Origin of the sequence: Demequina maris (genome assembly GCF_000971155.1) — a bacterium.
In the GTDB taxonomy this organism is placed as follows: Bacteria; Actinomycetota; Actinomycetes; order Actinomycetales; family Demequinaceae; genus Demequina; species Demequina maris.
Map to the genome: position 1 here is coordinate 23709 of NZ_BBLX01000015.1, position 23612 is coordinate 47320.

Genomic DNA, 23612 nt, shown 5'->3' on the forward strand with positions numbered 1-23612 from the left:
GCGATGACGGTCGAGGTGGGCGACGGCGGCACCGTCGTCCTCTTCCTCCTCGTCGCGGCGCTGGCCGCCGGCGTCGTCGTGGCCGGCGCGATCGCCTACCAGCGGGCCGAGCAGGCGCGCCTCGCGCGGCTGCGCGCGTGGGCCGCCTCGCGGGGCTGGACCTGGACCGCGCGGGACGACTCGGTCGCGGAGCTCCTCGGCACGCGCCCGTTCGGGATGGGCGACGAGCGCGAGGCGCGCGAGATCATCACCGGGGCCCGCGACGGCCGCCCGTTCCAGGCGTTCCGCTACGTCGTGGTCGAGCACTCGCGCGACTCCAAGGGCCGTCGCCGGACCACGCGCGACGACTACCAGGTCGTGTGGGTGACGCTGCCGCGCGGGCTGCCCGCGCTGCGCTTCGCGCCGGACGATGCGTTCCAGCGGGTGCTCACGGGCCTCGGCTGGGGCGACGTGGACACCGAGTCGCACGAGTTCAACCAGCGGTGGCGGGTCAGCACGCGCGACGACGCGTACGCGCACGCGATCCTCGCGCCGCACGTGATCGAGGAGCTGCTGCGGCCCGCGTGGGCGGGCGCGACGGTGGTCGTCGAGGGACGCTTCGTCGCCGTCGTGCGCCGCGGGTACCCGGACCTGCGCACGCTCGACGCGACGCTCGACCGGCTCGAGGCCCTCACCGGCACGATCCCGCCCTTCGTCCTCGCCGACTACGGGCGCTGAGCCTCGCGCGCCGACGGCGCCCGCGCATCGTCCCTCCCGGCGACGGTCCCGGGCCATCGCTGGGAGGATGAGCGCATGACCGTCACCCTTGGCACCCCCCTCACGCCCACCGCCACCCGCGCGCTGCTGCTCGGCAGCGGGGAGCTGGGCAAGGAGGTCGCGATCGAGCTGACCCGGCTCGGCGTCGAGGTGATCGCCGCCGACCGCTACGCCGACGCCCCCGCGATGCAGGTCGCGCACCGCTCCCACGTGCTCGACATGCTCGACCCCGTAGCGCTGCGCGCGCTCATCGCGGCGGAGCGCCCCCACCTCGTCATCCCCGAGATCGAGGCCATCGCCACGCAGGTGCTCGCCGAGGTCGAGGAGGCGGGCGAGGCCACGGTGATCCCGACGGCGCGCGCCACGATCCTCACGATGGACCGGGAGGGCATCCGCCGCCTGGCCGCCGAGGAGCTCGGGCTGCCGACCTCGCCGTACGTCTTCGTCGACACGGTCGAGGGGCTGCGGGGCGCGGTCGACCGGGTGGGGCTGCCGTGCGTGGTCAAGCCCGTGATGTCGTCGTCAGGCAAGGGGCAGTCGGTGATCCGCACCCTCGACGACGTGGACGCCGCCTGGACGTACGCGGTCGAGGGCGGCCGCGCCGGCGGCACCCGGATCATCGTCGAGGGCTTCGTCGACTTCGACTACGAGATCACCCAGCTCACCGTGCGTCACGCCGGCGGGGTGACCTTCCTCGACCCGATCGGGCACATCCAGGTGGACGGCGACTACCGCGAGTCGTGGCAGCCGCAGCCGATGTCGGAGGCCGCCCTCGCCGAGTCGCGACGCGTGGCCGGGGCCGTGACCGAGGCGCTCGGCGGCCGCGGCGTGTTCGGCGTCGAGCTGTTCGTGCGCGGCGACGAGGTGCTGTTCTCCGAGGTGTCGCCCCGGCCCCACGACACCGGCCTCGTCACGCTCGCCTCGCAGGATCTCAGCGAGTTCGCGCTGCACGCCCGCGCGGTGCTCGGCCTGCCCGTGCCCGCCGTGCTGCCGCTCGGGCCGAGCGCGTCGTGCGCGGTCCTCGCGGAGGGCGCGGGCGTGCCGGTGTTCTCGGGCGTGGACGATGCGGTGGCCGCGCCGGGCACCGACGTGCGCCTGTTCGGCAAGCCGCGGGTCGACGGCCGCCGTCGCGTCGCGGTCACCGTCGCGCGAGGCGCCTCCGTCGACGAGGCGAGGGCGACGGCGCGCGCGGCCGCCGCGGCGCTGCGGATCGAGCTTGTGGAGAACCCCGAAGCTGTCTGACGGCGGTGCGACCCTGGTCGGGTGACCGCTCCTGACGCCATCCTCGACCAGATCCGGACGCTCCTCGCGATCGCGGACGGCGGCTCCCCGTACCCGGCCGAGCGGGAGCTCGCACGCGAGCGCGCCGAGAAGCTGATGGTCCGCTACGCGATCGACGAGGCCGGCGCGCGGATGAGCCGCGAGCAGGCCGAGACGCCCACCATCCGTGAGTTCGACTTCGTCGCGCCGTACGTGAAGGACCAGATCATCCTCGTGTGCGGGATCGCGCGGGTGTTCTCGTGCCGGTCCGTCATCCACGGCGGCCGGCGCGTCACCACGGTGGGCTTCGCCGCGGATCTCGCGATCGTCGCGGCGCTGGTCGACACGCTGCTTCCTGCGATGCGCCTCGAGATGGACGTCTACGGCGGCTCGCAGTCGCGCAAGAAGGCTTTCGCCTCGTCGTTCACCACCACCGTGACGCAGCGTCTCCGGGACTTCTACGCCGGGGCGCTGCGCGAGGCGGAGGAGGAGGGCACCGGCTCCGCGGTGGTGCTGCTCGACCGCGCGCAGCAGGTCGCTGTCGCCTACCAGGAGATGTTCCCGAACCTCCGCGCGGCCCGGCGCCGCGTGCTCACGTCCTGGGAGGGGTGGGGCGAGGGGGCCGAGGCGGGACAGCGCGCGGACATCTCGCTCGGACGCAAGGTGGACGAGGCGGGGCGGCGCGAGCTGGGGGCGTGAGGTTGGTAGCGTCGCCCGGGTGACCGATGCGACGCTCGCCGTGCAGGGCTTGACCCATGACTTCGGACAGAGGCGCGCGCTCGACGACGTCTCCTTCGAGGTGCGGCCCGGACGGCTGACCGGGTTCGTCGGCGCCAACGGCGCCGGGAAGACCACCACGATGCGCGCGATCGTCGGCGTGCTGCGCCCCGACGCCGGCACGGTCACGTTCGGTGGTGCGTCCATGACCCTCGAGGTGCGCCGCCGGATCGGCTACATGCCGGAGGAGCGTGGGCTCTACCCGAAGATGAAGGTGGCCGAGCAGCTCGTCTACCTGGCGCGTGTGCTCGGCGTCACGAAGGACGACGCGCAGGCGCGCGCCGCATCGCTGCTCGAGGGGCTCGACCTCGCCGAGCGACGCGACGACCTGCTCCACACGCTGTCGCTGGGCAACCAGCAGCGCGTCCAGGTGGCGGCCGCCCTCATCCACGAGCCGGACCTGCTGATCCTCGACGAACCGTTCTCGGGCCTCGACCCGATCGCGATGGACGCCATGGCGGAGCGGCTGCGGGATCGAGCCGCGGCGGGTGTCCCCGTGCTGTTCTCCAGCCACCAGCTCGACCTCGTCGAGCGGCTGTGCGACGACCTGGTGGTCATCCACCACGGGCGCGTCGTCGCGGCCGGCGACGCGCGCGCCCTGCGCGAGCAGCGCGCCGGCCGGCGCTACCGGGTGGACGTCGGCGGGACCGACGCGTGGATGCCCGCGCTTGCGGGCATGACCGTCGTCGGGTCCGGGCCGGAGGGCACCCTCGTCGATCTCGACGAGTCCGCCGACCCCCAGGCGCTCCTCGCCGCCGCGCAGGCCGCCGGCCCCGTGGAGCACTTCGCGCGCACCGTCCCCTCGCTCGCCGAGCTGTTCGCGGAGGTGGTCCGATGAGCACGCCGCGCACGGCGCTGGTCCGGCTGGTCGCCGGCCGTGAGATCTCCGTCAAGCTGCGCGACAAGGGCTTCCTCGCGTCGACCGCGGTGTTCATCGCGATCATCGTGCTCGCCGTCGTGGTGCCGGTGATGCTCGAGGGGGACACCCCCGAATACACGGTGGCCGCCACGGGCCACGCCGGCGCCGTGGCGGAGGTCGCGGTCGAGCTCGGCGGCGCCGAGGTCCCTGGGCTGCCCGCCGCCGACATCACCGTGATCGGCCTCGAGGACCCCACCGCCGGAGCCGGCGGCGACCCGGTCGACGAGGCGTTCCTGCGTGGAGCCGACGCGGTGCTGTCGAGCGACCCGGACGGGACCGTCGTCATCACGGCGCAGGAGAACGTGCCCGGCGACCTCGAGGAGCTGATCGCCGCCGCATCGTCCGCCGTGACTGCGCAGGACGTGGCCGTCGAGGCGGGGCTCTCCGCCGATCAGCTCGCGGCGCTCACGTCACCGCCGCAGCCCCGCATCGACCTGCTCGATCCCAAGCCGTCGTTGCCGGTGCCCCCTGAGCTCGTCATCGTGATCTTCGGATTCCTCTTCTACTTCACGGTGCTGACGTTCGGCGCGTCGATCGCGCAGTCCGTCGTCGAGGAGAAGACCTCGCGGGTGGTCGAGATCCTCGTCGCCGCGGTACCGGTGCGCTGGCTGCTCGCGGGGAAGGTGCTCGGCAACGCGGCGATGGCGCTCGGTCAGGTGGTGCTCATCGTCGGGGCCGGCCTGGTGGGTGCGCAGGCGATCGGCGAGGGCGACATCGTGGCGCAGGTGCTGGGCGTGAGCGGGTGGTTCCTCGCGTTCTTCGTCCTCGGCTTCCTCATGCTCGCCTGCCTGTGGGCCGTCGCGGGCTCGCTCGCATCGCGCATCGAGGAGCTGCAGTCGACCACCTTGTACATGCAGCTCGCGGTGATGACGCCGTTCTTCAGCGCGATCCTCATCCGCGACGAGGGGCCGGCGCGCGTCGCGCTCTCGTACTTCCCGCTCACCGCGCCGTTGATGATGCCCGCTCGGGTCGCGACCGGAGACGCCGCCGCGTGGGAGCCGTGGGTCGCCATGGTGATCGTCTCGGCGACGGCCGTCCTGCTCATCGGGGTCGGCGCCCGCCTGTACTCGGGCTCGGTCCTCAACACGTCCACGCGGACCAGGCTCGGTGGCGCGTGGGCCGCGGGCGGTCGGGCGTGAGCACCGACGAGCCGCCGCAGCACGGGCTCGGCCCCTGGGAGGGCGAGTGGCCCGATGACCCGCGCCTCGATCCCGAGCTGCTCGAGCACGGCGACCGCCGCAACGTGGTCGACCGCTACCGCTACTGGCGGCACGACGCGATCGTCGCGGACCTCGACGCGCGCCGCCACCCGTTCCACGTCGCCATCGAGAACTGGCAGCACGACCTCAACATCGGCTCCGTGGTGCGGACCGCGAACGCGTTCCTCGCGCGCGAGGTGCACATCGTCGGCAACCGCCGCTGGAACCGCCGCGGCGCCATGGTGACCGACCGGTACCAGCACATCCGCCACCACCCGACCGTCGAGGACCTCGCCGCGTGGGCCGTCGCGGAGGGTCTGCCGGTCATCGGCATCGACAACCTGCCCGGCTCCGTGCCGCTCGAGACCTACCCGCTGCCGCGTGCGTGCGTGCTGGTCTTCGGGCAGGAGTCGGTGGGCCTGTCCGACGCCGTGCGCGAGGTCGCCGAGGCCACGCTCGCCATCGCGCAGTACGGCTCGACCCGGTCCATCAACGCCGGCGCGGCCGCCGCGATCGCCATGCACGCGTGGGTGGGCCGGCACGGGGACATCGCCGCCGGGCACGCCTGAGCGCCGCGGCCGGGGGCGGCTCCCCGCGCATCGTCCCTACCTGCAGGGACGCCGCGAGGGCCCCGGGACCTTAGCCGCACGGGTGCCTGCGATTTCTGACAGAATGGACGGCGGTTCCATCCGCACAAGCTCAGGAGTAACCCATGGCTATCGCCACCACCGAGTCGTACGCCGCGATGCTGGACGCCGCCAAGGCCGGCGGCTACGCGTTCCCCGCGATCAACATCACCTCGTCGTCGTCCGTCACCGCCGCCATCCAGGGCTTCGCGGAGGCCGAGTCCGACGGCATCATCCAGGTCTCGGTGGGCGGTGGCCAGTACGCCTCCGGCTCGACCATCAAGGACGCGGTCGTCGGCTCGCTCGCGCTCGCGGCCTACGCCCGCGTCGTCGCCGAGAAGTACGGCGTCACCATCGCGCTCCACACGGACCACTGCCACAAGGTCTACCTCGAGGAGTGGCTCAAGCCGCTGCTGAAGCTCGAGGCCGAGTCGATCGCCTCCGGCAACGGCCCGATCTTCAACTCGCACATGTGGGACGGCTCGTCCGTGCCGATGGACGAGAACCTCTCGATCGCCGAGGAGCTCCTCGAGCTGTCGCAGGCCGCCGACACGATCCTCGAGATCGAGATCGGCGTCGTCGGCGGCGAGGAGGACGGCCACTCGGCCGAGGTCAACGACAAGCTCTACTCGACCCCCGAGGACGGCATCGCCACCATCGAGCGCCTCGGCCTCGGCGAGAAGGGCCGCTACATGACGGCCATGACCTTCGGCAACGTGCACGGCGCGTACAAGCCGGGCGCCGTCAAGCTCCGTCCTGAGATCCTGGGCGACATCCAGTCCGCCGCGGCCGAGAAGTTCGGCAAGGAGAAGCCGTTCGACCTCGTCTTCCACGGTGGCTCCGGCTCGACCGCCGAGGAGATCGCCACGGCCGTCTCGCACGGTGTCATCAAGATGAACATCGACACCGACACCCAGTACGCGTACACGCGTCCGGTCGTCGACCACATGATGAAGAACTACGACGGCGTCCTCAAGGTCGACGGCGAGTGGGGCAACAAGAAGGCCTACGACCCGCGCGCCTGGGGCAAGCTCGCCGAGGCCGGCATGGCCGCCCGCGTCGTCGAGGCCTGCCAGCAGCTCGGCTCCGCCGGCAAGAAGATCTGAGTCACCCGATCGTGAGGAAGGCCTCCGCGGTCGCTTGACTGCGGAGGCCTTCGCACGTGCGGGGACGATGCGCGCTGCAGGCGCGGCGCCCATCGGCCGATAGCCTGTGAGGGGCGTTCGCGCCTCACAAGATTTCAAGTCCCGGCCGGATGCCGGGCGAAGGGGAGGGCACGATGCCCGGAGCAGTGATCGTCGGAGCCCAGTGGGGCGACGAGGGCAAGGGGAAGGCGACGGACCTCCTCGGCTCGCGCGTCGACTACGTCGTGAAGTTCAACGGCGGCAACAACGCGGGCCACACGGTCGTCATCGGCGACCAGAAGTTCGCGCTGCACCTGCTGCCGTCCGGCATCCTCACCCCGGGCTGCACGCCCGTGATCGGCAACGGCGTCGTCGTCGACCTGCGCGTGCTGTTCCAGGAGCTCGACGCGCTGAACGAGCGCGGGGTCGACACCTCCGACCTGCTCGTGTCGAACGCGGCGCACATCATCGCGCCGTACGCGCGCACGCTCGACAACGTCACCGAGCGCTTCCTCGGCAAGCGCAAGATCGGTACCACGGGCCGCGGCATCGGGCCGGCGTACGCCGACAAGATCAACCGCCTCGGCATCCGCGTGGGCGACCTGTTCGACGAGACGGTGCTGCGCGACAAGATCGAGGGCGCTCTCGTCGCGAAGAACCACCTGCTCGTCAAGGTCTACAACCGCCGCGCGATCACCGTCGACGAGGTCACCGACGAGCTGCTCGCGTACCGCGACCGCCTCGCGCCGCACGTCACCGACACGTCGCTCGTGCTCAACAACGCGCTCGAGGCCGGCGAGACCGTCCTGTTCGAGGGTGGCCAGGCGACCATGCTCGACGTCGACCACGGCACCTACCCGTTCGTCACCTCGTCGTCCGCGACCGCCGGCGGCGCGTGCACCGGATCCGGCGTGGGCCCCACCCGCATCGACTCGGTCATCGGCATCGCGAAGGCGTACACCACGCGCGTGGGCGAGGGTCCGATGCCCACCGAGCTGCTCGACAAGTGGGGCGACCGCCTGCGCGACGTCGGCCACGAGTTCGGCACGACGACGGGCCGTCCGCGCCGCTGCGGCTGGTACGACTCGGTCATCACCCGCTACGCCTCGCGGATCAACGGCCTCACCGACATCGTGCTCACCAAGCTCGACGTCCTCACGGGCATCGACGAGATCCCCGTGTGCGTGAGCTATGACGTGGACGGCGTGCGCTACCAGGACCTGCCGCTCGACCAGGCGGCCTTCGCCGCGGCCGAGCCGGTCTACGAGACCTTCCCCGGCTGGGACGAGGACATCTCGGGCTGCCGCGACTTCGCGGACCTGCCGCAGAACGCGCAGGACTACGTCAAGGCGGTCGAGGAGCTGTCCGGCTGCCGGATCTCCACGATCGGCGTGGGCCCGGGCCGCGACGAGATCATCCAGATCAACGACCTGCTCCACGAGCGCGGCTGAGGCCGGCGCGGGCGCGGAGCGCGCCCGTCGGCGCGTGCACGAAACGTGCGTGCAGGTCATGTACATGTGTGGACATCGGCGCCACGCGTGCCCCCTGCCGTGGATCGTTAACCTCCTCGTATTGCGCGCGTGACAAATCGGATATACCGTCCGAAATGGGACCAAGGTCCCCGCGGGCTTCAGAGGGGGGCCTCGCGAAAGTTCTGGGGGTACTTCAATGAGGAAGATTCTCGCGACCCTTTTCGCCGCCCTTTTGGCGATCGGGATCCCCGCCACGGCCGCGTCCGCGACCGACACGACCATCCATGATCCGTGCACATGCATGGTCTATAAGGCTGGCGACAACACAGCCTGGGCCGCCGGCGAGCGGTTCGTCGACCGGGGCAACTGGGCGACATTCACCCAGTACGGCGGCGTGGGGAAGACCGTGCCCCTGTTGGCCGGCAAGAAGCACAAGGCCGGTGTCGTCGGGTTCTTCCCGGCGGGTGACAAGGTGCTCATCCACATCAGGCTCTACGAGGGCGCGGCGTTCGCCGACGGTGACGCCGTGAAGATCGAGGCTTACGAGAGCTACGAAGCGATCCCCAAGGAGAACCCCTCGCCGGGGCACTTCATGTACAAGGAGGATCCGAGCGATCCGGCCGATCCGCTGCACTTCGACATCCTGGTCGACAAGGCCGCGTACTACGCCGTGCACGTCGACGTCGTGGCCGGTTGACCGCCTGATCCCCCGACGAGGGCCGCGTCCATTCCCCTGGGCGCGGCCCTCAACCATGCCCGGCGCCGACCCGCCAGCGTCACACTGCCCGCTCGCGCACCACGCGCGCGACATCCACCCGCCGCACGGCGCGCGCCGCGGGGATCCGTGACAGCGCGGAGGCGACCAGCACCCCGGCCGCCGCGAGCCACGGCACCCACCACGACCACCACAGGTCGAACGTGAACAGGTCGCTCGAGAACGTCGACAGGAAGCCCGCCGCCGCGATCGTGCCGAGCACCAGGCCGAACGGCAGCCCCAGCGCGGTCGAGACCACGTTCTCGGTGCTGATCGTGCCCGCCACCTTCCGCACGGGTACGCCGGCGGCCCGCAGCGTCGCGAGCTCGCCGGTGCGCTCGACCACGTTCACGGCGAGCGTCACGTACATCACCGCCAGCGCGAGCACCCCGCCGAGCGCGATCATCACCCCGATGAACGCCCAGAACAGGCCCAGGTACTGCTGCACGGTCGTGAGCAGCGCCTTCGAGTCCTCGTACGCGACCACGCCGTCGAGCGCGGTGATGTCCTCGCGCATCGTGTCGCGGTCGGCCCCGTCCGCGAAGATGACGTCGTAGGTCGCGACCTGGCTGTCGGGCAGCATTCCCCGCGCGACGTCCTCCGCCGCATAGAGGTACGTGCCCATCGGCTCGGCGAGGAAGCCCTGGAGCGTCACCTTCGTGTCGCCCGCATCGGTCGAGATCGTGAGCTCGTCGCCGACGTCCACGCCGAGCACGTCGGCCAGCCCGGAGCCGGCGAGCACCCCCGAGGAGGGCAGCGTGGTCGTGGAGCCGTCCTCGAGCAGGAACGTGTGCATCGCGGTGTCGCGGTGGAAGCCGCGCAGCACCGTGGCGTACCCGGTGCCGTCGGCGCGTGCGGTGACCTGGCCGGCGACGGTCGCCTCCACGGTCTCGACGCCGTCGACCGCCTCGAGCGTCGCCGCGTCGGTGCCGCCTGACACCGCGACGGACGCGTCCTGGTTGTCGATCACGTCGTACTGCGTCTCGAGCGCGTGGACCATCGTCGTCATCATCCCGACCGACGCCAGAACGAGCACCATCGACAGCACCGCGCCGAGCATCGTCGCGATCGTGCGGCGCGGGCTGCGACCGACGTCGCGGAGCGCCATGCGTGCGGGCACGGGCAGCCACCGCAGGCGGGCGACGAGCCGGCTCCACGGGCCCGGCGGTCGCAGCGGTGCCGCGGCGTGCATCGCGGCGGCGGGGTCGGTGCGCGCCGCGGCGAGCGCGGGGAAGAACGCGCCGATCAGGCCCACGAGCACGCCGAAGATGACGCCGCTCGCGATCATCCAGGGGTAGTTCTCGACGATCGTGTCCGGGATGCCCAGGCCCGACGTGTAGGCCGACGTGACCGCGCCGTTGGCGAGCGCGCCGAGGATCACGCCGACCACGCCGCCCAGCGTGCCGATCATCAGCCCTTGCAGCAGATACATCCGCAGCACGCGGCCGCGCCGGGCGCCGCCCGCCATGAGCGTCGCGATGATCGGCCGCTCCATGAGGATCCGCCGCGAGAGCATCACGTACGAGGCGACGCCCGCCGCGGTGAGGAACAGCGCCGGGAAGGCCTTGGACATCTCGTCGAAGCCGTCGAGGTCCTCGTTGAGCGTCGCCTGCGACGGCATGTCCTCCCACGACTGGATCGCGGTCGCGCCCGCCTGGTCCATCGCCCGGGTGACCTCGTTGTCGGACGATGCGGTCAGCCGGTCGGGCATGGCGACGAGGGCCTGGTTGTCGGGGCCGTACCAGCCGGTCACCGTGTCCTCCGGGAGGTACACCACCGCGAACGAGTGCGGGTCGCTCACCGCGTCCTGGCGGCTCCGCGCGGGCCAGATGTACTCCGCGGAGACCGCGATGCCGACGACGGTGACCTCGTGCCAGCCGTCGGCCGCATAGACCTGCAGCGTGTCGCCGGGGGAGAGGCCGAAGGTCGAGGCGGCGTGCGTCTCGACCACCGCCTCGTTGGTGGCTCCCGCGCTCAGGTAGGAGCCCTCGGTCACGTCGATCGCGCCGAGCTCGGGCTGGTCGCCGGTGGGCATCCCGACCACCCGGCCGAGCAGCTTGGTGTCCTCGATGAGCATCGGCGGGTCGTACTGGGCGCGCGTCCCCGTGGTGGCGGCGCCCGCATCGTCCGCCGCGCTCGCGACCTCGTCCGCGTCGCCGCCCGTCGCGATGTACGTGGGCAGCGCGAGCCGCTCGTACGTGTGGTGGTACGAGGCGGTGAGGTTCTCGAACGCGCCGGCGGTGGCCACGAAGATCATCACGCCGAGCAGGATCGTGACCGCGACCGCGATGACCTGGGCGCGGGATCGCCGGAGGTCCCGGAGCGACTTGCGGGTGGTGACGCGCATCGCGATCACCAGGTGACGTCGGCGGCGTCCGCGGGCGCCGGGTTGACCTCGGCCGACTCGATCGCGCCGTCCACCACCGTGACGACGCGGTGCGCGATGCGCGCGACCGACGAGTTGTGCGTGACGATCACCACCGTCCTGCCCTCACGGTTCAGGCGTTGCAGCAGCCCCAGGATCTGACGCCCGGTCGGGAGATCGAGCGCGCCCGTGGGCTCGTCGGCGAGCAGGATGTCGGGGTCCGTCGCGAGCGCCCTGGCGACGGCGACGCGCTGCTGCTGGCCGCCGCTCAGCGTGGCGGGGAAGTTGTCCGCGCGGTCGGCGAGGCCCACCGCGTCCAACAGGTCCTCGACCCGGCTGCCGTCCGCCTTGCCCGTGAGGGAGAGGATGATCTCGACGTTCTCGCGCGCCGTCAGCGTCGGGATGAGGTTGAAGAACTGGAAGATGAACCCCACGTGCTCGCGCCGGAAGCCGGCGAGCTGCGAGGGCTTCCGGTCCGAGATGTCCTCGCCCGCGATCGCGACGGAGCCGCCGGTCGCCGACTCGATGCCGCCGATGATGTTGCACATGGTGGTCTTGCCCGACCCGGAGGGTCCGAGCACCACGACGAGCTCGCCCGAGGCGATCTCGAGGTCGATGCCCTTGAGCGCATGGACGGCGGCGTCCCCCTCGCCGAAGGTCTTGGTGACGCCGGTGAGGCGCACGCTGCGGTCGGTCTCGACGGCGGTGGCGGTCATGATCGGTCCTCTCGTGAGGCGGGGGCGAAGATGCCCGTGCTGTAGGCGTCGATCGCGCCGGCGGCCCAGCGGGCCATCCCCTCGGGCGCGAGCGGGTCGACTCCGAGGACGTCGGCGAGGTGCTCCCGGAGGAGCACCATGGCGAGGTCGTTGACCATGAGGAAGGCGGCGCGCACGTCGGGGTCCGAGCTGGGCCTGACACCCCCGGCGTGCTCGAGGTCGCGCATCGTCGCGACGGTCATCTCGAACCACTGGCGGAACAGCCGGTGCCCGACGGGGTCGCCGCTCAGCAGCAGGCGGCGCAGGTAGGCGGGGATGGCGGACCCGGCGGGCAGCCCGTGCAGCAGGATCTCGGCGAAGCTCGCGGCGGCCGACCCGCCGCCGGCGGCGATCGCGTCGAAGTCCTCCGCGGTCTGGTCGAACAGGCCGTCGAAGATCCCGGCCACGTGTGCGTCGACAGCCTCGCGGAGGCCGTCCTTGCTGCCGTAGTGGTGGAGGACGAGCGCGGGGGAGACCCCCGCGCAGGCGGCGATGTCGCGCACCGTGACGGCGTCCGGTCCGCGCTCGCCGAACAGCGCGAGCGCGCAGTCGCGGATCTTGGCGCGTGCGGTGAGATCGTCGGTGCTGACCACACGTTCACGCTACTGAACGCTTGGTCAGCCCGCAAGGGGGAGCTCAGCCGGATCCTCGCGACGGCCGGCATCCGCTGAGCCGCAGGCGGCGCAACCAGGCGTCGAGGTCGTCGGCGGATCCGTCGGACAGGGCGTACCACCGCCACGGGCCGTCGACGGAGACCGTGACCAGCCCGGAGCGCGCGAGGACGCCGAGGTGCTGGGAGGCGCGGGTGCGGGAGATCCCGAAGGCCGCGCAGGCCGATGCGGCGAGGTCGCCCGCGGCCGCCGGGCCCGGCACGAGCCACTCGAGGATCGACCGCCGCACCGGGTGGGCGAGCGCGGCGAGCGTCGCGTCCACGTCGGGCGTGCCGAGGTCCATGAGCCGACGCTAGGCGCGGCGCGCGGCGTCCGCCATGGCCTGGGGAGAACCGTCGCTTGCGCCGTGCCCGAAAGCCGGCGCGGCCCACCGTTCGCGCGCGCACCGCGCACCCGAGGGTGTGTCCGTTCCCGTATGTCACTCCTGCGTGAAACAGGAGCCGGCCCGGCGGGGCTCGCCCGCACGGCGCGGCCCGGCGCAGGCCGCTGTTTCGCGCTGACGTGAAACACGCGAGAGAGACCATGGCCGCGGCAGGCGGCAGGCGGCGCTCGACACCCGGCGCCCACCCCGCACCGCCTAGACTCGCACGCGTGATCATCCTTCTCGTCGGCTCCGGCGCCCGTGAGCACGCCCTCGCCCGCGCCCTGTCCCTCGACCCCGCGGTCTCCCAGCTCCACGCGGCTCCGGGCAACCCCGGGATCGCCACGCTGAGCACCGTGGAGGGCACCCCCGTCACGCTGCACGGCGTCGAGGCGACGGACCCGGTCGCCGTCGCCGCGCTCGCGGCCGCGGTCAAGGCGGACCTCGTGGTCGTCGGCCCCGAGGCGCCCCTGGTCGCCGGCGTCGCGGACGCCGTGCGCGGGGCGGGCATCCCGGTCTTCGGCCCCAGCGGCAAGGCCGCGATGCTCGAGGGCTCCAAGGCCTTCGCCAAGGAGGTCATGGCCGCCGCCGACGTGCCGACCGCCGAGCCGCGCGTGTGCACCACCAGCGCCGCGCTCGAGGAGGCCTTCGACGCCTTCGGCGCGCCGTACGTGGTCAAGGATGACGGCCTGGCGGCGGGCAAGGGCGTCGTCGTCACCGACGACCGCGCCGCGGCCCTCGCGCACGGCGAGGCGATCCTCGACGCGGGCGGCGTCGTGGTGGTCGAGGACTTCCTCGATGGACCCGAGGTCAGCCTCTTCTGCCTGTGCGACGGGACCACCGTCGTGCCGCTGCAGCCGGCGCAGGACTTCAAGCGCGCCTACGACGCCGACGCCGGCCCCAACACCGGCGGCATGGGTGCCTACACCCCGCTCCCGTGGGCGCCCGCGGACCTGGTCGACGAGGTCGTCCGCACCGTCGCGCAGCCCACGGTCGACGAGATGGCCCGCCGCGAGACGCCGTTCATCGGCGTCCTCTACTGCGGCCTCGCGCTCACCTCGAAGGGCGTGCGCGTCGTCGAGTTCAACGCGCGCTTCGGCGACCCCGAGACCCAGGTGGTGCTCGCCCGCCTCGCGACCCCGCTCGCGGCCGTCCTGCTCGCCGCGGCGGAGGGACGCCTGAGCGAGATCCCGCCGCTCGAGTGGCGGGACGATGCGGCGGTCACCGTCGTCGTCGCGGCCCAGAACTACCCCGACACCCCGCGCAAGGGCGACCCGATCACCGGCATCGACGAGGCGGAACAGGTCGACACCGTGCACGTGCTGCACGCGGGCACGAGCCTCGACCACCGCGGCGCGCTGCTCAGCAACGGCGGCCGTGTGCTCTCGGTGACGGCGCTCGGCGCGACCCTCACGGAGGCCCGCGAGCGTGCCTACCAGGGCGTGGACCGCATCGTCCTCCCGGGAAGCCATCACCGCACCGACATCGCGGCGAAGGCCGCCGCCGACGCGGACGGGGCCGCCTGATGCCCGGCCACGCGACGCCGCCGCAGCACCTCGAGCTCAAGGGCTGGCGCCACGTCTACTCGGGCAAGGTGCGCGACCTGTACGAGCCGATCGAGCCGCACCCGCGCGGCGACGTGGTCCTCGTGGTCGCCTCCGACCGCATCAGCGCGTACGACTGGGTCCTCCCCACCGAGATCCCCGGCAAGGGCGGCATCCTCACGGGGCTGAGCCTGTGGTGGTTCGACCAGGTGCTCGACATCGTCGCGAACCACACCGTCGAGGCGCCCGTGCCGGACGAGGTCGAGGGCCGTGCGATGGTCTGCAAGCGCCTCGACATGTTCCCCGTCGAGTGCGTGGCCCGCGGCTACCTCACCGGCTCCGGCCTGGTCGAGTACAACGAGTCCGGCACGGTCTGCGGCATCCCGCTGCCCGCGGGCCTCGTCGACGGGTCGCGCCTGCCGGAGCCGATCTTCACGCCGGCCACCAAGGCCGAGGTGGGCGAGCACGACGAGAACGTCGACTTCGACGCCGTCGTCGCGCTGATCGGCCGCGAGGACGCGGAGGCGCTGCGCGACCTCACCCTCGCGCTCTACGTGCGCGCGCACGAGATCGCGGCCGCGAAGGGCATCATCCTGGCGGATACGAAGTTCGAGTTCGGCCGCGACGGCTCGGGCGCGATCATCCTCGGCGACGAGGTGCTCACCCCGGACTCGAGCCGCTTCTGGCCCGCCGACGAGTGGGAGCCGGGCCATGCCCAGCCGAGCTTCGACAAGCAGTTCGTCCGCGACTGGCTGACCTCGCCCGAGTCGGGCTGGGACAAGAGGTCCGACGTCCCGCCGCCCGCGCTGCCGGACGACGTGGTCGAGCGCACGCGCGCCCGCTACGTCGAGGCCTTCGACCGGCTCGCGAAGCACTGAGCGCGCCGACCCAACGGAACCCGGCCGGCATGCGTCCTATCGATATGGGACGCATTCCGCGGGTGGCCGCGATCGCGGTCATGGGCGCGCTGGTGCTGGGCACGCTGCTCGCCGGCTGCGCCTCGCCTGGCGCCGACGACGGCGTCGAGTACGGCGAGACACTCGACCTCGGCGTGCCGGGCGCGGTCATCGAGGTCGTCGAGGGTGTCGCGGGCTACCCCGCGTGCGGCAACGAGCCCATCACGCACGGCGGCGTGACGTGGTACCCGTTCGAGCCCGCGAACCTCGACGAGTTCCCGGACGTCGCGGCACTCGCCGGAGGCGGCCTGGGCGGCGGGACGATGCGCATCGTCCTGCCGGGCGTCGTCGAGCCGGGACCGGGCGACGACACTGGCACCCTGGTGATCTACGAGGGCGGATTCGCGCACTGGGAGTCCGACAGCGGCGACCTCGAGACGTGGCTCACGGACCAGCCGCTCGAGTACTGGTGGGCCTGCTGAGCGTCGGCTGAGGCCTATGCGTGGCTCTCGGTCTGCAGCTCGCGCTTCTGGACCACGGCTACCGACGGCACGCCCCACCCGCGCGTGAGCGACAGCGCGCGCAGCGCGAGGATCACCAGCAGCGGCACCCAGAACACCACCTCGGGCGGCAGGCCGAGCGCCCACAGCGCCCACAGCGTGAAGGCGCCGCCGAGCGCCGCGGTCGCGTAGAGTTGGCCGTTCCAGAACACCTCGGGCACCTGCGCCGCGAACAGGTCGCGCAGGATGCCGCCGCCGACGCCGTTGGCGACGCCGACGATCATCGCGGCGACCGGGCTCGCACCCGCGTCGAGCGCGATGCCGGTGCCGATGACGACGAAGATCGCGAGGCCCGCCGCATCCGAGTACTCGACGATGCGGTGGCGGGCGAACGCGCCCAGGTCACGCCGCCGCGCGGCGGGCGCGATCGCGAGCGCGGTCGCGACGGCGACCAGCACCAGCGTGGGGTTCTCGATCCAGAAGACGGGCTGGCGGAGCAGGAGGTCGCGCATCGTGCCGCCGCCCACCGCGACCAGGCTCGCGAGCACGACCGCGCCCACGAGATCCATGCGCCGGCGGCTCGCCGCGACGGCGCCCGAGATCGCGAAGGCGACCGTGCCGAGGTACTCGAGGACCACGCGCAGCGTCACGAGCGCGTGCTCGAGGATCGCGTCGGGCGCGACGGCGGTGACGAGGTCGGTCATGGGTTCTCCGTTCGGACGACCCTCAAGGGTACGTGCGCCTCCGGGCGCCGGTAGAATCCACGCCATGGCCACGATCCTCGTCCACGTCATGCCCAAGCCCGAGATCCTCGACCCGCAGGGCAAGGCGGTCGGCGCAGCCCTTCCCCGCCTCGGCTTCGACGGCGTCGCGCAGGTCCGTCAGGGCAAGCGCTTCGAGCTCACCGTCGACGGCGAGGTGACCGATGAGGTCCTCGCCAAGGTCCGCCAGGCGGCCGAGACCCTCCTCAGCAACCCCGTCATCGAGGATGTCGTCGAGGTGACGGTCGCCGAGGAGACGGCGTGACCGCGCGCATCGGCGTCGTCACCTTCCCCGGCACGCTCGACGACCGCGACGCCACCCGAGCGGTGCGTCTCGCCGGCGCCGAGGCCGTGCCGCTGTGGCACAACGACGGCGACCTCAAGGACGTCGACGCGGTGGTGCTGCCGGGCGGCTTCTCGTACGGCGACTACCTGCGCGCCGGCGCGATCGCGCGCTTCGCGCCGATCATGGAGAAGGTCGTCGACGGCGCCAACGGCGGCCTCCCCGTGCTGGGCATCTGCAACGGCTTCCAGGTCCTCACCGAGGTGCACCTGCTGCCGGGCTCGATGATCAAGAACGAGCACCTGCACTTCATCTGCCGCGACCAGACGCTGCGCGTCGAGAACGCGGAGACCTCCTGGACGTCGGAGTACCGGGACGGCGAGGAGATCGTCATCCCGCTCAAGAACCAGGACGGCCAGTACGTCTCTGACGACTACACGCTCGACATGCTCGAGGCCGAGGGCCGCGTCGCGTTCCGCTACGTCGGCTGGAACCCCAACGGCTCGCGCCGCGACATCGCCGGCATCACGAACGAGCGCGGCAACGTGGTGGGGCTCATGCCGCACCCCGAGCACGCGGTCGAGGCCGGCTTCGGCCCCGACTCGCGCGAGTCGGGCCGCACCGGCACCGACGGCCTCGCGTTCTTCACCTCGGCGATCAAGAACCTGCTCGCGACTGCCTGATCCCGCTCGCGCTGCCGAGCCGTACCCCCCTGCGGGGAGCTGAGCGACGGTTTCGCGAGGTTCCCGACTCGTGCGGGGAGCTGAGCGACGTTCAAGGAGCCCCATGATCACCGAGTCCGTCGTCCTCCGCGTCCACCCCGGACGCGAGGCCGCGTACGAGGCCGCCTTACGGGAGGCCTCGCCGATCATCGCCCGCCAGCCCGGCTACCTGTCCCACTCGCTCAAACGCGGCATCGAGGACCCGTCGACGTACCTGCTCACGGTCGGGTGGGAGACGCTCGAGGACCATGAGACCGGCTTCCGCGGCTCAGCGGACTACCAGGAGTGGCGCAGGCTGCTGCACCCGTTCTACGTCGAGCTGCCGCCCGTCCCGCACTACCGGGACATCGACCTCGCAGGCTGACGCCTCCGCGTCCGGGTCGCGACCGCCAGCACGCCCGCGACGATGGCGAGCGCGAGCGTGAGCGCGTTGCCGACGTACGCGAAGCCGGTGGGGACGACGATCGCCACGACCGCGGCCGGTGCCACCAGGGGCCACGCGCCGCGCACCGCCCCCACGAGCGCGAGCACCGATGCGGCGAGGCCGGCGACGAGGCAGGCCACCACGACGGGCCTCCACGCCGGGTCGAGCGACGACCACGCGTCGACGGCGAACCACGCGCCCGCCCCCGCGAGGGCGAGGGTCGACGCGGCCGCGAGCGGTCCGGTGAGCCGCTCCATCGCTGCGATCATGCTCCGACGCTAGCGGCGCATCGTCCCTGGCTCAAGGGTCGGATGCGCGCTCAGCGCGCGAGCCGGTCCCGGAGCTCGGCGAGCGCACCGAAGGTCACGCGGTTGAAGTCCGCCCCGAGCTGGTTCGGGATCGTCACGAGCAGGGTGTCGGCGGTCATCACCGCATCGTCCTCGCGCAGCTCGCGCTCGAGCTTGTCGAGGTCGCCCACGTAGGTCTTCCCGAAGGTCGAGACGGTGTTGTCGATCTCGCCGATCTGGTCGCGGTTGCCGCCGAGGCGGTCGCGCTCGAGGTACGGGTTGAAGTAGGTGTGCGTGGCGTCGTCGACGATCGGCATGATGCTGCGGGACACCGACGCCTGCGGCTCGCCGTCGTGGCCGGCCTCGCGCCACGCGGCGCGGAACGACTCGATCTGCCGTGCCTGCACGACGCCGAGCGGCTCGCCCGTCGCCTCGAGCACCAGGGTCGAGGACATGAGGTGCATGCCCAGCTCGCCCGCGCGGCGGCCCGACTCGATGCCGCCGGCGCCGTACCAGATGCGCCGCGACAGCCCGGGGGAGTGCGGCTGGATCGGCAGCAGCTCGCCCGCGCGGACGTGTGCCCGCGGCCCCGCCGGCGCGATGCCGACACCCGAGATCGCCTCGCGGAAGCGCGCGATCCGGCGCGCGGCGTCGGCGGAGGGGCTGTCGCCGAACCCGAGCGGGTAGCCGAACTCCGCGGGGCCGTCGTCGGCGGGCTCCGGGCTGCCGCGCGACACGCCGAGCTCGAGCCGTCCGCCCGCGATGAGGTCCGCGGTCGCGGCCGCCTCGGCCATGTACAGCGGGTTCTCGTAGCGCATGTTGATGACCCCGGTGCCGAGCGCGATCCGCGACGTCCGTGCCCCCATCGCGGCCAGCAGCGGGAAGGGCGATGACGTGTTCTGCTCGAAGTGGTGCACCCGCATCCAGGCCCCGTCCATGCCGGCGTCCTCCGCGGCCTCGGCGAGCCGGATCGTGTCCTGCATGACGTCGCCGGCGGTGCGCACCTTGGAGCCCGGCGCGGCGGACCACCACCCGAAGCTCAGGAACCCGACCTTGCGCACGCGCGCCTCCTCTGGTTGACGTGTCATCTTCGTGTGCACCGCAACGCCCGACGGTGCGCACGGATTCCGGGGCGACACGCCGCCTCCCTGCCCATTCTTCCGCGCGATCCGCGGCATGTCGCGGCCAACTCCGTGCGGAATGTCCTCGGGCGGGGCGGGCGTCCGTCGCTAGCCTGAGCGCATGATCTCCGTCCACCGTGTCGCGCCCGACCATCCCGACGCGCACGCGCTGTGGGCCGAGCAGCAGGAGGACCTCGCGCGCCGCTACGACAGCCCGGACCTCGTGCTCGAGACGACGTTCCCCACGATGGTCGACTCGCTCGTGGGCTACGCCGAGGACGGCGAGCCCGTCGCAAGCGTCGTGCTGCGCTGGTCGCCGTACGCCACCGGCGCGGGCTCGCTCGAGCTCAAGCGGCTGTTCGTGCGGCCCGGGCACCGCGGGCACGGCCACTCGAAGGTGATGATGGGTGCCGCGGAGGCCATCGCCCGCCGCGCGGGCGCCACCCGCATCGTCCTCGAGACCGGGACCGCGCAGCCCGAGGCGCTGGCGCTCTACGAGCGCCTCGGCTACGACCGGATCGCCTCGTACGGGGAGTACAAGGACGAGCCGGACTCCGTCTGCTACGCGCTCGACCTGCCGGTCCGGGTCCTCGTGCTCACCGGGGCGATGGGGGCGGGGAAGACCGCGGTCGCCGAGGCCGCGCACACGGAGCTCGCGCTACGCGGCGCGCGCACCGTCTTCATCGACGCGGACACGCTGTGCGAGGCGTACCCGTCGCCGCCCGGGGACATGGTCAACCAGGCGCTGCTCATGGAGGCGCTGGCCGCGCTCGCGCCCGTCCACCGGGGGCGCGGCTACGGCCTCCTGGTGATGCCGCGGATCCTCGAGGATGCCGCGGACCGGGTCGCGATCGCGCATGCGCTCGCGGGTCCCGGCGGGCCGGCCGACGTGACCGTCGTGCGGGTGACGGCGCCCCTGGAGGAGCGCGTCGCGCGCCTGCGCCGGCGCGAGACGTCCGCCAGGTGGCTGGACTGGGCGGTGCCGCGCACCGCCGAGCAGGGCGACGAGCTCGAGGCGCTCGGGATCGAGGACGCGGTGGTGGACAACAGCGGACGCATGCCGGCGGAGTCCGCCGCCGAGGCCCTCGACGCGGCGGGATGGTGACGCGATGACGGACGCCCTGCTCATCAGGGACGGCGTGCTCTGGTCCGACGGCGCGTGCCTCGACGGCGACGCCGTCCTGGTCGTGGACGGCGTGATCCGCGCGCTCGGCGACGGCGACGCGCTGGCCGCGCGGGACGATGCGGCGGGCGCCGACGTCGTCGACGCCGCGGGCGGCCTGGTCCACCCGAGCTTCGCCGACGCGCACGTCCACACCGCGATGGGCGGCCTCGAGGCGATCGGCCTCGACGTGAGCGCCGCCTACGGGGAGGAGGCGTGCCTCGCGCGGGTGGCCGCCTACGCCGCCACGCACGACGGCGGCTGGATCGTCGGCGGCGGCTGGCACATGTTCGACTACGCGGGCGGCACCCCGACCGCCGCGGCGCTCGACGCGGTCACCGGCGACGTGCCCGCCTTCCTCGTCAACGCCGATCACCATGGCGCATGGGTCAACAGCGCCGCGCTGCGGGCGGCCGGCATCGACGCCTCCACGCCCGACCCCGAGGACGGGCGCATCGAGCGGGACGCGGACGGCCACCCGACGGGCACGCTGCACGAGGGCGCGATGTCCCTGGTCTCGGCGCTGCTGCCCGCGCACACCGACGACGAGCTGCGCGCCGGTCTCGCCGCCGGCGCCGACGCGCTGCTGCGCGCGGGCGTGACGGCCTGGCAGGAGGCGATCGTGGGCGACTACGGCGGCCACGTCGACGCCTCGCCCACCTACGGCGACCTCATCGAGACGGGCGCGCTCACGGCGCGCGTGTCGGGGGCGCTGTGGATCCCGCGCGACGTCACCCTCGAGGGCGTGCCCGCGCTGGTCGCGGACCTCGTCCGTCGCCGCGACCGGGACGCGGCGCGCGGCTTCGACACCTCGACCGTGAAGATCATGGTCGACGGGGTCGCGGAGAACCGGACCGCGGCCCTCGCCGAGCCGTACCTGGTCGACGGCTGCGACTGCGGCGCTGACGACGGCGACGGGCGCGGCATCGCGTACTTCGGCCGCGACGTGCTGTCCGCGGTGGCCGCCGCGGTCGCCGCGGAGGGCTTCGCGCTGCACTTCCACGCGATCGGGGACCGCGCGGTCACCGACGCGCTCGACGCCGTCGCGGCGCTCCCGGAGGGGCTGCGCGGCCTGCGCCGCCACCACATCGCGCACGTGCAGGTCGTCGACCCCGCCGACGTCCCCCGCTTCGCTGCGCTCGGCGTGACGGTCAACATGCAGGCGCTGTGGGCCTGCCACGACGAGCAGATGAACGACCTCACGATCCCGGTGCTCGGCGAGCGCCGCGCCGCGTGGCAGTACCCCTTCGCGTCGTTCGCGCGCGCCGGTGCCGCGCTCGCGATGGGCTCGGACTGGCCGGTGTCGACCTATGACCCCTGGCAGGCGATCCACGTCGCGGTCACCCGCCAGTACCCCGGCTCCGACCGCGACCCGCTCCTTCCCGACGAGGCGCTGTCCCTGGACGTCGCGCTGCGCGCGTACACCGCGGGCTCGCACCGCCTGCTCGGGCTCGACGGCTCGGGCGTGCTCGAGGAGGGCGCGCGGGCCGACCTGTGCGTCGCCTCGCGGGACCCGTTCGCGGGCGCCCCGCGCGACATCGCCACCACCCGCACCGTCGCGACCGTGCTCGGCGGCCGCATCGTCCACCGTGAGGCCGCGGAGCCGGCGCCGGCCTGACGGGTGCCCTGGGGCACCCGGCTGCGGGCACCCGGCGCGACCCGGTCAGTCCGCCAGCGCGAACCTCACGGCCGCCTCGGCGTGCAGCGCGAGCGCGTCGAAGTACGGCACGTCGACGTCGTCCGCGGTCATCACCATGGGGATCTCGGTGCAGCCCGCGATGACGCCCTGCGCGCCTCTCGCCACGAGCTCGTCGGTGGCCTCGCGCGCGAGGGCGCGGCCCGCGTCGTCCACGATGCCTCGTGCGAGCCGGCCGTAGATGAGGTCGTGCAGCTCGGTCAGCCGGGGCTCGTCCGGGACGATCGCCGCGACCCCGCGCGACGCGAGGCGCTCGCGGTAGAACGGCATGCGCATCGTGAAGCCGGTGCCGAGCAGCGCCACCGTGTCGAGCCCGGCGGCCCGGATCGCCGCGGCGGTCTCGTCGACGATGTGGATCACGGGCACCCCGGCGGCCTCCTGCACCTCGTCCGCGATCACGTGCATCGTGTTGGCGCAGATGAGGATCGCCTCGGCGCCGCCGTCGACCAGCCATCGCGCGTCGCGCCCGAACTTCGCGGCGAGGCCGTCCCAGTCGCCCGCCTCCTGCGCCGCGGCCACGCCGCCGAACTCGTAGTGGCGGATCACGAGGTCCGCGGTGCGCCCGGGCAGGGCCGCGGCCACGCCCTCGTGCAGCAGGGACTCGTAGGCGAGCGTCGAGTGCCAGGTGATGCCGCCGAGCAGGCCGATGCGGCGGGGAGCGGTGCGCATGCTCCCGACCCTAGCGACGCACCCCGGTGCCACGGGGCGGGCCGTTGGCCCCTAGGCGGCCGCGCAACCCTCCAGTACGCTGTAACGATGAAGATCGGAGAGCTCGCCTCGCGCGGAGGCGTCACCGCCAAGACCGTCCGGTACTACGAGAGCATCGGTCTGCTGCCCGCGCCCGACCGCCGCTCGAACGGCTACCGGGAGTACGACGAGGACGCGCTCGAGCGCCTGCGCTTCGTCCGCGACGCTCAGGCCTCGGGGCTGACGCTCGCCGAGACCGGCGGCATCCTCCACATGAAGGAGCGCGGCGAGAGCACGTGCGCGCATAGCCGCGCGACGCTGGAGCGGCATCTCCACGACATCGACGCGCAGATCGCGAGCCTGCTCGCCGCGAAGGCCGAGCTGACCGCGCTGGCCCGCCGCGCGGAGTCGCTCGACCCCGCCGACTGCACCGACCCGAACCGCTGCCAGGTGCTCGCGGTTGACCTTCCCGCCCACGGCAAGGTCTAGC

The 23612-nt window shown here is 72.8% G+C and carries 26 protein-coding genes; 18 read left to right on the top strand and 8 right to left on the bottom strand.

Features of this window, described 5'->3' with window-relative positions; all coding sequences use genetic code 11:
• The first annotated feature begins 3 nt into the window (after positions 1-3).
• From AOM02_RS13335 to AOM02_RS13375, 9 genes are all read left to right on the top strand, one after another.
• The gene (locus AOM02_RS13335) at positions 4-717 is read left to right on the top strand and encodes a hypothetical protein (RefSeq protein WP_062300091.1); all 714 of its coding nucleotides are present in this window, start codon (positions 4-6) and stop codon (positions 715-717) included.
• A 75-nt stretch (positions 718-792) separates the two neighbouring features.
• A complete protein-coding gene (gene purT / locus AOM02_RS13340) occupies positions 793-1998 on the top strand; it encodes a formate-dependent phosphoribosylglycinamide formyltransferase (protein WP_062300093.1) in 1206 nt (401 codons plus the stop codon).
• 21 nt (positions 1999-2019) lie between these two features.
• Positions 2020-2715 carry a DUF2786 domain-containing protein gene (locus tag AOM02_RS13345; protein WP_062300095.1) on the top strand — a complete coding sequence of 232 codons (696 nt, stop codon included), beginning with the start codon at positions 2020-2022 and terminating at the stop codon, positions 2713-2715.
• 19 nt (positions 2716-2734) lie between these two features.
• A complete protein-coding gene (locus AOM02_RS13350) occupies positions 2735-3631 on the top strand; it encodes an ABC transporter ATP-binding protein (RefSeq protein WP_062300097.1) in 897 nt (298 codons plus the stop codon).
• A complete protein-coding gene (locus AOM02_RS13355) occupies positions 3628-4851 on the top strand; it encodes an ABC transporter permease (protein WP_062300099.1) in 1224 nt (407 codons plus the stop codon). The genes AOM02_RS13350 and AOM02_RS13355 overlap by 4 nt, the downstream gene beginning before the upstream one ends.
• Positions 4848-5480 carry a TrmH family RNA methyltransferase gene (locus tag AOM02_RS13360; RefSeq protein ID WP_228373858.1) on the top strand — a complete coding sequence of 211 codons (633 nt, stop codon included), beginning with the start codon at positions 4848-4850 and terminating at the stop codon, positions 5478-5480. Before AOM02_RS13355 ends, AOM02_RS13360 begins: the two co-directional genes overlap by 4 nt.
• A gap of 143 nt (positions 5481-5623) precedes the next feature.
• A complete protein-coding gene (gene fbaA, locus AOM02_RS13365; RefSeq protein WP_062300103.1) occupies positions 5624-6643 on the top strand; it encodes a class II fructose-bisphosphate aldolase in 1020 nt (339 codons plus the stop codon).
• A gap of 173 nt (positions 6644-6816) precedes the next feature.
• Positions 6817-8112 (top strand): adenylosuccinate synthase, encoded by a 1296-nt coding sequence (locus AOM02_RS13370; protein ID WP_062300105.1) that lies wholly within the window; start codon positions 6817-6819, stop codon positions 8110-8112.
• A gap of 217 nt (positions 8113-8329) precedes the next feature.
• Entirely contained in the window at positions 8330-8830 is a 501-nt protein-coding gene (locus AOM02_RS13375) for a hypothetical protein (protein ID WP_062300107.1), read from the top strand.
• 79 nt (positions 8831-8909) lie between these two features.
• On the opposite strand, the gene AOM02_RS13380 is transcribed toward AOM02_RS13375, so the two are convergent.
• From AOM02_RS13380 to AOM02_RS13395, 4 genes are read right to left on the bottom strand one after another with little or no spacing between them, the layout of a single operon-like run.
• Entirely contained in the window at positions 8910-11234 is a 2325-nt protein-coding gene (locus AOM02_RS13380; protein ID WP_082105107.1) for an ABC transporter permease, read from the bottom strand.
• A 5-nt stretch (positions 11235-11239) separates the two neighbouring features.
• Positions 11240-11968: an ABC transporter ATP-binding protein gene (locus AOM02_RS13385; protein ID WP_062300112.1), complete on the bottom strand. Its 729-nt coding sequence runs from the start codon at positions 11966-11968 to the stop codon at positions 11240-11242.
• Complete coding sequence (locus AOM02_RS13390; RefSeq protein ID WP_062300114.1) at positions 11965-12600, bottom strand: TetR/AcrR family transcriptional regulator; 636 nt, start codon at positions 12598-12600, stop codon at positions 11965-11967. The genes AOM02_RS13385 and AOM02_RS13390 overlap by 4 nt, the downstream gene beginning before the upstream one ends.
• A gap of 43 nt (positions 12601-12643) precedes the next feature.
• Positions 12644-12961, bottom strand: a complete 318-nt coding sequence (locus AOM02_RS13395; protein ID WP_062300116.1) for an ArsR/SmtB family transcription factor — start codon at positions 12959-12961, stop codon at positions 12644-12646.
• A 308-nt stretch (positions 12962-13269) separates the two neighbouring features.
• Here AOM02_RS13395 and purD point away from each other — a divergent pair, with 308 nt between their 5' ends.
• The 3 genes from purD to AOM02_RS13410 are packed head-to-tail and all read left to right on the top strand — an operon-like array spanning position 13270 to position 15961.
• Positions 13270-14565, top strand: a complete 1296-nt coding sequence (gene purD / locus AOM02_RS13400; protein WP_062300117.1) for a phosphoribosylamine--glycine ligase — start codon at positions 13270-13272, stop codon at positions 14563-14565.
• Positions 14565-15461, top strand: a complete 897-nt coding sequence (locus AOM02_RS13405) for a phosphoribosylaminoimidazolesuccinocarboxamide synthase (RefSeq protein WP_062300119.1) — start codon at positions 14565-14567, stop codon at positions 15459-15461. Before purD ends, AOM02_RS13405 begins: the two co-directional genes overlap by 1 nt.
• A 44-nt stretch (positions 15462-15505) precedes the next feature.
• Complete coding sequence (locus tag AOM02_RS13410; protein ID WP_156156234.1) at positions 15506-15961, top strand: hypothetical protein; 456 nt, start codon at positions 15506-15508, stop codon at positions 15959-15961.
• A gap of 14 nt (positions 15962-15975) precedes the next feature.
• On the opposite strand, the gene AOM02_RS13415 is transcribed toward AOM02_RS13410, so the two are convergent.
• Entirely contained in the window at positions 15976-16683 is a 708-nt protein-coding gene (locus AOM02_RS13415) for a trimeric intracellular cation channel family protein (RefSeq protein WP_062300124.1), read from the bottom strand.
• A gap of 64 nt (positions 16684-16747) precedes the next feature.
• On the opposite strand from AOM02_RS13415, the gene purS reads away from it, so the two are divergent.
• The 3 genes from purS (at position 16748) to AOM02_RS13430 (ending at position 18109) form a co-directional block, all read left to right on the top strand.
• Complete coding sequence (gene purS, locus AOM02_RS13420) at positions 16748-17005, top strand: phosphoribosylformylglycinamidine synthase subunit PurS (RefSeq protein WP_062300126.1); 258 nt, start codon at positions 16748-16750, stop codon at positions 17003-17005.
• On the top strand, positions 17002-17706 hold the full coding sequence (purQ, locus tag AOM02_RS13425; RefSeq protein WP_062300129.1) for a phosphoribosylformylglycinamidine synthase subunit PurQ: 705 nt from the start codon (positions 17002-17004) through the stop codon (positions 17704-17706). Before purS ends, purQ begins: the two co-directional genes overlap by 4 nt.
• 103 nt (positions 17707-17809) lie before the next feature.
• Positions 17810-18109, top strand: a complete 300-nt coding sequence (locus AOM02_RS13430) for an antibiotic biosynthesis monooxygenase family protein (RefSeq protein ID WP_062300131.1) — start codon at positions 17810-17812, stop codon at positions 18107-18109.
• On the opposite strand, the gene AOM02_RS13435 is transcribed toward AOM02_RS13430, so the two are convergent.
• Together AOM02_RS13435 and AOM02_RS13440 are read right to left on the bottom strand one after the other, a co-directional pair.
• A complete protein-coding gene (locus AOM02_RS13435) occupies positions 18082-18438 on the bottom strand; it encodes a hypothetical protein (RefSeq protein ID WP_062300133.1) in 357 nt (118 codons plus the stop codon). The two genes, AOM02_RS13430 and AOM02_RS13435, sit on opposite strands and share 28 nt — an antisense overlap.
• A gap of 50 nt (positions 18439-18488) precedes the next feature.
• Positions 18489-19517, bottom strand: coding sequence for an LLM class flavin-dependent oxidoreductase (locus AOM02_RS13440; protein WP_169746640.1), 1029 nt, complete (start codon positions 19515-19517; stop codon positions 18489-18491).
• Positions 19518-19698: 181 nt separating this feature from the next.
• Between AOM02_RS13440 and AOM02_RS13445 the strand changes: the two genes are divergently transcribed.
• Positions 19699-20682: a GNAT family N-acetyltransferase gene (locus AOM02_RS13445; RefSeq protein WP_062300138.1), complete on the top strand. Its 984-nt coding sequence runs from the start codon at positions 19699-19701 to the stop codon at positions 20680-20682.
• Positions 20683-20686: 4 nt separating this feature from the next.
• Entirely contained in the window at positions 20687-22357 is a 1671-nt protein-coding gene (locus AOM02_RS13450) for an amidohydrolase (protein ID WP_062300140.1), read from the top strand.
• A 45-nt stretch (positions 22358-22402) separates the two neighbouring features.
• Here the strand turns inward: AOM02_RS13450 and AOM02_RS13455 are convergent, their stop codons facing one another.
• Complete coding sequence (locus AOM02_RS13455; protein WP_062300142.1) at positions 22403-23104, bottom strand: aspartate/glutamate racemase family protein; 702 nt, start codon at positions 23102-23104, stop codon at positions 22403-22405.
• Positions 23105-23191: 87 nt separating this feature from the next.
• On the opposite strand from AOM02_RS13455, the gene AOM02_RS13460 reads away from it, so the two are divergent.
• Positions 23192-23611: a heavy metal-responsive transcriptional regulator gene (locus AOM02_RS13460; protein ID WP_062300144.1), complete on the top strand. Its 420-nt coding sequence runs from the start codon at positions 23192-23194 to the stop codon at positions 23609-23611.
• The last annotated feature ends 1 nt before the right edge of the window (position 23612 follow it).

What these genes read in the sequence shown, in the direction of transcription:
- AOM02_RS13405 (WP_062300119.1), top strand. Translation starts at nt 14,565, where the DNA reads ATGCCCGGCCACGCGACGCCGCCGCAGCACCTCGAGCTCAAGGGCTGG.
- AOM02_RS13410 (WP_156156234.1), top strand. Translation starts at nt 15,506, where the DNA reads ATGGGACGCATTCCGCGGGTGGCCGCGATCGCGGTCATGGGCGCGCTG.
- AOM02_RS13430 (WP_062300131.1), top strand. Translation starts at nt 17,810, where the DNA reads ATGATCACCGAGTCCGTCGTCCTCCGCGTCCACCCCGGACGCGAGGCC.
- AOM02_RS13370 (WP_062300105.1), top strand. Translation starts at nt 6,817, where the DNA reads ATGCCCGGAGCAGTGATCGTCGGAGCCCAGTGGGGCGACGAGGGCAAG.
- AOM02_RS13445 (WP_062300138.1), top strand. Translation starts at nt 19,699, where the DNA reads ATGATCTCCGTCCACCGTGTCGCGCCCGACCATCCCGACGCGCACGCG.
- fbaA (WP_062300103.1), top strand. Translation starts at nt 5,624, where the DNA reads ATGGCTATCGCCACCACCGAGTCGTACGCCGCGATGCTGGACGCCGCC.
- AOM02_RS13385 (WP_062300112.1), bottom strand. Translation starts at nt 11,968, where the DNA reads ATGACCGCCACCGCCGTCGAGACCGACCGCAGCGTGCGCCTCACCGGC.
- AOM02_RS13375 (WP_062300107.1), top strand. Translation starts at nt 8,330, where the DNA reads ATGAGGAAGATTCTCGCGACCCTTTTCGCCGCCCTTTTGGCGATCGGG.
- purS (WP_062300126.1), top strand. Translation starts at nt 16,748, where the DNA reads ATGGCCACGATCCTCGTCCACGTCATGCCCAAGCCCGAGATCCTCGAC.
- AOM02_RS13450 (WP_062300140.1), top strand. Translation starts at nt 20,687, where the DNA reads ATGACGGACGCCCTGCTCATCAGGGACGGCGTGCTCTGGTCCGACGGC.
- AOM02_RS13460 (WP_062300144.1), top strand. Translation starts at nt 23,192, where the DNA reads ATGAAGATCGGAGAGCTCGCCTCGCGCGGAGGCGTCACCGCCAAGACC.
- AOM02_RS13435 (WP_062300133.1), bottom strand. Translation starts at nt 18,438, where the DNA reads ATGATCGCAGCGATGGAGCGGCTCACCGGACCGCTCGCGGCCGCGTCG.
- AOM02_RS13380 (WP_082105107.1), bottom strand. Translation starts at nt 11,234, where the DNA reads ATGCGCGTCACCACCCGCAAGTCGCTCCGGGACCTCCGGCGATCCCGC.
- purT (WP_062300093.1), top strand. Translation starts at nt 793, where the DNA reads ATGACCGTCACCCTTGGCACCCCCCTCACGCCCACCGCCACCCGCGCG.
- AOM02_RS13455 (WP_062300142.1), bottom strand. Translation starts at nt 23,104, where the DNA reads ATGCGCACCGCTCCCCGCCGCATCGGCCTGCTCGGCGGCATCACCTGG.
- AOM02_RS13395 (WP_062300116.1), bottom strand. Translation starts at nt 12,961, where the DNA reads ATGGACCTCGGCACGCCCGACGTGGACGCGACGCTCGCCGCGCTCGCC.
- AOM02_RS13335 (WP_062300091.1), top strand. Translation starts at nt 4, where the DNA reads ATGACGGTCGAGGTGGGCGACGGCGGCACCGTCGTCCTCTTCCTCCTC.
- AOM02_RS13415 (WP_062300124.1), bottom strand. Translation starts at nt 16,683, where the DNA reads ATGACCGACCTCGTCACCGCCGTCGCGCCCGACGCGATCCTCGAGCAC.
- AOM02_RS13355 (WP_062300099.1), top strand. Translation starts at nt 3,628, where the DNA reads ATGAGCACGCCGCGCACGGCGCTGGTCCGGCTGGTCGCCGGCCGTGAG.